Genomic DNA, 6,488 nt, shown 5'->3' with positions numbered 1-6,488 from the left:
CATCGAGGCGCTGCGCGACATCGAGCCCGGCGAGGAGCTGGCCTACGACTACGCGTTCGTCCTCCCCGAGCGCCACACCCCGGCGGCGAAGCGGCGCTACCCGTGCCGCTGCGGCGCCGCCGGCTGCCGCGGCACCCTGGTCCGGAAGAGACGGCGCTGACACACGATCGAACAACGGCAAGGCTCACGCAGAGTCAGCAGAGTTGACGGAGGGGTTTCTCTGCCGATTCTGCGGACGCTGCCGACTCTGCGTGATACCGTTTTTCGAGATTCGCTGTGCATTGGGAAGCTGTCATTCCGAGTGGAGCCCGATGCGCTGAGCTCGCGTTCGCCACCGAAGTCGGCCGGGCTCCCGAGGAATCTACCCGCGGCCGGCAGGAGGCCGGACCGATGCACGGAGCCAGCGTCCGGGCGGGGTGAGCAGATTCCTCGGGCGCCGCCCAGCTGAGGTGTGGAATCCGGATCGGTGCTGCGGCGCCGCTCGGAATGACATGGTTCGCGAGAGGACCGGATTGCACGCTGATTCCTGGAATCCGGTATGAGGCCTATGAGGCCTGTTGTTTTCCCGGATACACGCGAGCGGGGCGCCACCTGGTCCGGTGGCGCCCCGCTCCGCTGTCGGCTTCTGTCGATCGGCTCCGCCTCCGCGCCGCTACCGCCCGATCCAGTAGCTGGCCTTGATGACGAAGATGTTGTCGGGGCGCTGCTGGAAGATGGCGTTGGCGTCGCGCCCGAAGTCGAAGTCGCCGAAGGGCATGGCCCCGGCGCGCTGCTGCTGCCACACCAGGAAGAGCGTGGAGCCCGGCCGGTACTCCCAGCGCAGCACCGCGTTGCCGCGCAAGCTGCGGAAGTTCAGGTCCGGGTTGCCGAACGAGAACGCCTGGGCGGAGCGCGTGCCCTCCGCGGCGCAGTCGCCGTTCGGGTCGGCCGTGTAGCGGTTGGCGGCCTCGTCGAAGCAGAGGGTGCCGAAGTCTTCGCCATACACCATCTTCTCCGTGGTGCGCGGCCCGGTGAACTCCTTGAAGCGCGAGTAGTCGCCGGCGAACACGAACGGCTGCGCGAACAGCTCCAGCGTCAGCGTGGGCGTGAAGGTCCAGTTCAGCCGCGTGTTCATGGAGAAGGTGTTCTGGTCCAGGTCGGCGAACAGCGCCCGCTGCCCCATGAAGTGGGTGGCGGTGGGGTCGTCGCGCCGCAGCACGAACTGCGTGGTGGACTTCTGGCGCGAGTACGAGGGCCCCAGCGAGAGCTGCACGTTGGTCGCGGGCTTGACGCGCACGGTGGCGTTCGCCCCGTAGTAGTACGCCCCGTCGGCGTAGTGGAACCAGTCGTGGGCGGTGGAGAACACCACCGGCTTGCGCGCGTCGGTGCTCACGCGGCCGTGCAGCAGGCGGCCGCCATGTTCGCGCACCACGGGGCCGCCGCGCGTCAGGCGGTCGTCGTTCGTCTCGGGGTACAGCTCCGCGTAGAAGCCCCAGTTCCAGTAGTTCGCGCTCTGCCCGCCCGTGAAGAAGTGCAGCTGCGCCGCCGTGCGGTCGCCGTCGAAGTTGTACTCCGACTGCCCGCCCAGGATGGCGAGCCAGTTGCGGTACAGGCGCGTGGGCGTGGTCCAGCGCCGCATCACGTTGGCGAGCGTCCAGACGTAGTCGGCCCGCGTCAGGAAGGCGGCGTCGTTCACCTCGAAGCCGGGGCTGCGGTAGTTGACGGCGCCCTCCCACTGCCAGTCGCCCGCGTCCTTGGCCATGCGCAGGTAGCCGCCGTAGCCGCGCAGCGCGGTGGCCGAGGCGTCCAGCACGTCCGAGAAGAGCGCGTTGCCCCCGCTCACCCGGTCGGGCCGCTGGAAGTAGCGGGCGGAGGAGCGCTGCAGCCGCAGGATGGCCAGCGAGTCGCCCGAGGTGTTCGAGACGGCGAAGTTGCCCAGCAGGTGGTAGGTGCGGTTCTTCCACCACATCTCCCAGTCCACCCCCACCGCCTCGGCGTGGCCGGGGAGGCGCCGCTCCAGCGCGTCGGAGTCGAAGCGCCGGATCACCGAGGTGCCGATGGCGCCCACCGTGAGGTTGCCGCCGCGCAGGTTGCGCTTCACCCGTCCCACGAAGTAGTTGCTGGCCGGCTCCACCTCCTCGGTGAAGCGGCCGCCCAGGGTGTCCTGCACCAGCGCGCGCTCGGAGCGGGTCACCGCGTCCAGCAGCCCCACCTGGAGCCCGCCCCGGGTGCGCCCCGTCACCTTCGCCGCCGCCAGGATGGTGCTGCTCTCGGGCGTGTGCACGAACTCCGCGTCGCCACGGGTGACCAGCCCCTGCGGCGAGCGGCCGATGCGCCGGGAGTAGAAGAGCGTCATCGAGGAGACGTTCGAGCAGTTGATGCACCAGAAGTCGCCGAAGCCGAAGAGGCCGCTGCCTTCCACGAAGAAGGGCCGCTTCTCGGAGAAGAAGGTCTCGAACGCCGAGAGGTTCACCACCGCCGGGTCCACCTCCACCTGGCCGAAGTCGGGGTTGATGGTGGCGTCGAGCGTGAGCGTGGAGCTGAGCTGGTACTTGACGTCGCCGCCCATGCGCACGTCGTAGTCGGCGTCCTGCTGGAAGGGGCTGCCGGGCTGGGTGGGCGTCACGTAGCGGGCGCGGCTGAGCACGTACGGCAGGAGCTCCATGCGGCCGCGGCTCCTCGGCGCCCGTAAGCCCTCCACGTGCCCGAAGCGCTGCGGGCCGCCCTGGTCGCGCCTCCCCCACGGGCTCCACATGGAGGTCTCGTTCAGCCGCTGCACGTAGCGCCACACCTGCATCCCCCACGTCTGCATGCTGTCGCGCGGGAAGCGGAGCTGGCTGAAGGGGATCTTCAGCTCGGCCGTCCACCCCAGCGAGTCGATGCGCGTGGCCGCGGTCCACACCGGGTCCCACGACGGGTCGGCGGACGGCGAGGCCTGGCCGGCGTCGTACTTGACCCCCGAGGGGTTGATCTGGATGACGGTGCGCCCGGTGTGGTCGTGGTAGGTGTCGAAGACGAACTGCACGTTGTCGGACTCGGTGCTCTGGTCGCGGCGGGCCAGCCGGGTGGTCACCCCGCGGGCGCCCAGCGAGTCGAACATCCGCGCGCCGATGTACAGCGCCTCGGCGTCGTAGGCCAGGCGGATCTCGGTGCGCTGCGTGGCGGGCTTCCCCTCGTCGGGCTCGAACTGCACGAAACTGGTGGCGGGAGTCCCGCCCTGCCACACCGCCTCGTCGAGCACGCCGTCGAGCACGATGGGCGTGGTGCGCTCCACCGCCTGCATGCGCGGGGTGGCGCCGGCGGGGTGCGCGCCGTTCTGCGCGGCCGCGGGCGCGGCGAGCGCCAGCAGGGCGGCCAGGGATGCTGCGGACAAGCGGGAGGGGGACATGGGCGTCGAGCGTTGGAGGAGGGCCGCACCGGCGGAACATCGCCTTCGATGAGCGATGTGCGCGGAAGGTTGTAAGCGCGTGCCGCCGGCCGGGTCTCGCGTGCTATCTTTATAGCACAGTGCTAGATTATTAGCACCCATGTGCGCCGTCAAGCCTCTCCTTCGCCGCGCGCGAGGCTGGCGAAGGAGAGGGCGTCCCCTACCCGGCTCCTCCCTGGCCGAGCGCCTGCTCGATGAACCCGACGGCCTCGGCGACGCTGGTGGTGAACACGCCGCCCTCGCCGGCGTCGAAGGCGCGGCGCCACTCCCGGTAGCCCTCCTCGCCGGCGCCGGTCGGGGCGCCGCCCTGCACCCGGTCGGTCACGCTGTCGAGCACGGCTTCTTCCGCGAACGGCAGGTGGCCGATCTCGCCCGCGTAGCCGCTCGGAGCCAGCGGGTTGCGGACGCGCACGCCGCTCACGGCCACGTGGACGATGACGCCCAGCTCCGGGTGCGTCTCGACCTTCAGGACGGTGAGCGTGGAGTCCTCCTCGCCGGGGCGCGCGCGGTAGCGCCACACCTGCCCCGGCTGGAAGGTCGAGCCCGCGTAGTCTTCAAGCACGTCGCCTCTCCGATCATTCCAGATCCCCCATCACGGCTTCCGGGGCGTCCGCTTCGCCAGGAGCTCCTCGCGGCTCTGATACTCGCCGTACTCGTTGAGCCCGACGACCCGGAAGCCGAACGCCTCCGCGAGCGCGATGAACGGCCCGACGCCGCCGTACGGATACGACCAGGGATCGATGTGCATCTCCGCCGTGGTCCCATCCGTCATCTCGCAGCTGAGCAGCCCGTACTCTCCTTCCTCGACCGTCTCGAAGACGCGGAAGAAGTCCCACTGCGCGCTGAGCTGCTCGGACGGGTCCGGGATGAAGATCGAAGTCGAGCGCCTCCGCCGCAGCCACTCCTCGCGCTCCTGCGGCGTGGGCCAGCTGAAGTGAGCCTTCGCCTCGTCCGGGACCAGGCCCACCCACTCCCCCGGATCGCGAAAGGCTTCGCCGTCTTTGTCTTTCTTCAGCTCGTAGAAAAGCTTGCGGAGACTGTCGAAGCGGCTGGCGTCGTCGACCTGGAAACGGACTCCGAAGTCTTCCATCTCGTGCTCCCCTGGAGATCAGGAATCAGTCGGTACGGCGGCGGGACGAACCGGCGCGCCCGGCCCGGCTCCCCAGCGCGGCCCAACGCCCAGGTACTCGCGCCGGAACGACCAGTCGCGCTCCGCCTCCTCCGGGGTGCCGAGCAGCCGCGTGGTCCCCGAGTGGATCCAGGTGACGCGGTCCGCCGCCGCGAAGACGAAGGCGACCTCGTGCCCCGTGAGCACCACGGCGGCGCCCCGCCGGGCGAGCGCGCGGAAGGCGGCCACCAGCGCCTCGGTGTCCGCGGGGGTGAGCCCCAGGAACGGCTCGTCGGCAAGGAGGCACTCGGGGGCGCGAAGGAAGGCCAGCGCCAGCTCGGCGCGCCGCCGCTCGCCCCCGGAGTAGCTCTCCGGTCGCCGGTCGAGGAGGTGGGCGATGCGGAGCTCCTCCGCGACTTCGTCCCCGCCCGCGGTGGCGAAGCGGCGCCGCAGCGCGGCCAGGTGCTGGCGGAGCGTGAGGGTGCGGGTCAGCGTGCAGCGGTCGACCGGGAGGAGGAAGAGCCCCTCGCGGGCGAGCCGGAACAGGCGGGTGCGCACGTACGCGCGGCCCCGGTAGCGGATCACGCCGTGGTCGGGGGCCAGGAGCCCCGCCATGATCCGCAGCAGGGTGCTCTTCCCCGAGCCGTTGCGCCCCACCAGCGCGGTCACCACCCCGCGCTCGGCGTGCAGGGTGGCCGCGGAGAGCACCTGCCGGTGCCCGAACCGCTTCCCGATGCAGTCGGCCACTAGGACGGGGTCCGGCGTCATCGCCACGCCGTGAGCGCCGCGCGCAGCCCCGTGGCCGGTAACCCGAGGTACGCGGCCAGCGCGGGCCCGCCGAACCGCCACAGCGTGAAGGCCGCCTCCAGCGCCGCGGCCGGCAGGGCCAGGTATGCCGCCAGCGTGGCCCGGCCGTAGCCGAGGTTCGCCAGGAAGAGGTCCTCGTCCCGGCGGCGCGCCTCCAGCAGCCCCAGCGCCACCACCACCACGACCGCGAGGGGATTGCCGCCGGGGAGGAGCGCCGCGGGTTCCACGGAGCGCCCGGAGTCCGCGGCCCTGAGCACCAGCAGCATCGCGAGCACCAGGTGGACCAGCACCCAGTACGCCACGGAGCGCCGGAAGAAGACGCCCGGGAAGGGTGCCACGAGCCAGGGGCCCGGCTTGGACATGGTTCGGCTTTCCACGAGCAGGAGGTCCGGCGGCCCGGCGTCCAGGCGCGGAGGGGAGATCGCGAGGATACGGCTCGAAGGTAGGCCCGGTCCTCCGCCGCCGGCAACGGCTCCTCGGACAGAATTCGGTTAAAGCGGATGGCGGAATGTCGGGCGCTGGATCTCTCCCGAGGTACGATCGGACCGGGCCGGGGGCTCGATCGCGGGCGGCGTCAGCGGAACCAGGTGGCGATGGTGTAGCGCACGCCGTGGGTGACGGGCGTCACCTCGTGCGTGGTCTCGGCGCGGAAGGTGACCAGCGTGCCCGGGGCGGCGCTCGCGGCGACGCGCGCCTCCGGGGCGGCGTACGGCCCGTGGAAGACCAGCGCGCCGCCGCCGTAGGTGTCCGGCTCCGGCTCGTCGGAGCGCGCGCTGAGGAAGACGACGGCCGAGATGCGGCGGAAGCGCGAGTCGTCCCACACCATCGGCGTGTTGCCGTCCTGGTGCGGGACGAAGAAGTCGCCGGTCTCGTAGCGGAGGAACTGCGGCTCCTCGACCTCCGTGACGGCCACGCCGAAGTGCGCCTCGATCTCCGCCTTGCGCTCCATCAGCCGCTGTCTGACGAGCGCGCGCGTCTCCGGCGAGACGGCCACGCGCGTGGTCCTGCGCACGGCCGAGTGCACCACGCCGCCGGCCTCCGCGCCGAGCACGGTGGCCGGGGCGCCGCCCGCGCGCTCCAGCTCCGCGACGATATCGGCGCGGGTGGCCGCGTCGAGGAAGTTCTCGATTTCGAGGAGGTCGATCATCAAGTGGGTCGGCAGGGTGG

6 protein-coding genes are annotated in these 6,488 nt (G+C 71.2%); all 6 read right to left on the bottom strand.

What is annotated here, in order from left to right:
* Positions 1-652: 652 nt before the first annotated feature.
* Complete coding sequence (locus VF746_15735; GenBank protein HEX8693873.1) at positions 653-3,352, bottom strand: DUF5916 domain-containing protein; 2,700 nt, start codon at positions 3,350-3,352, stop codon at positions 653-655.
* A gap of 214 nt (positions 3,353-3,566) precedes the next feature.
* Positions 3,567-3,968, bottom strand: coding sequence for a hypothetical protein (locus VF746_15730; protein HEX8693872.1), 402 nt, complete (start codon positions 3,966-3,968; stop codon positions 3,567-3,569).
* Between the two features lie 30 nt (positions 3,969-3,998).
* Complete coding sequence (locus VF746_15725; protein ID HEX8693871.1) at positions 3,999-4,496, bottom strand: hypothetical protein; 498 nt, start codon at positions 4,494-4,496, stop codon at positions 3,999-4,001.
* Positions 4,497-4,514: 18 nt separating this feature from the next.
* Positions 4,515-5,282, bottom strand: coding sequence for an ABC transporter ATP-binding protein (locus VF746_15720; protein HEX8693870.1), 768 nt, complete (start codon positions 5,280-5,282; stop codon positions 4,515-4,517).
* Positions 5,279-5,683, bottom strand: coding sequence for a hypothetical protein (locus VF746_15715; GenBank protein ID HEX8693869.1), 405 nt, complete (start codon positions 5,681-5,683; stop codon positions 5,279-5,281). Before VF746_15715 ends, VF746_15720 begins: the two co-directional genes overlap by 4 nt.
* A gap of 212 nt (positions 5,684-5,895) precedes the next feature.
* A complete protein-coding gene (locus VF746_15710; protein ID HEX8693868.1) occupies positions 5,896-6,468 on the bottom strand; it encodes a 2OG-Fe(II) oxygenase in 573 nt (190 codons plus the stop codon).
* Between the last annotated feature and the right edge of the window lie 20 nt (positions 6,469-6,488).

Source organism: Longimicrobium sp., from assembly GCA_036389795.1.
Taxonomy (GTDB): Bacteria; Gemmatimonadota; Gemmatimonadetes; order Longimicrobiales; family Longimicrobiaceae; genus Longimicrobium.
The sequence above is the reverse complement of the archived record's forward strand: the minus strand, read 5'-3'. Positions and strand labels throughout refer to the sequence as shown.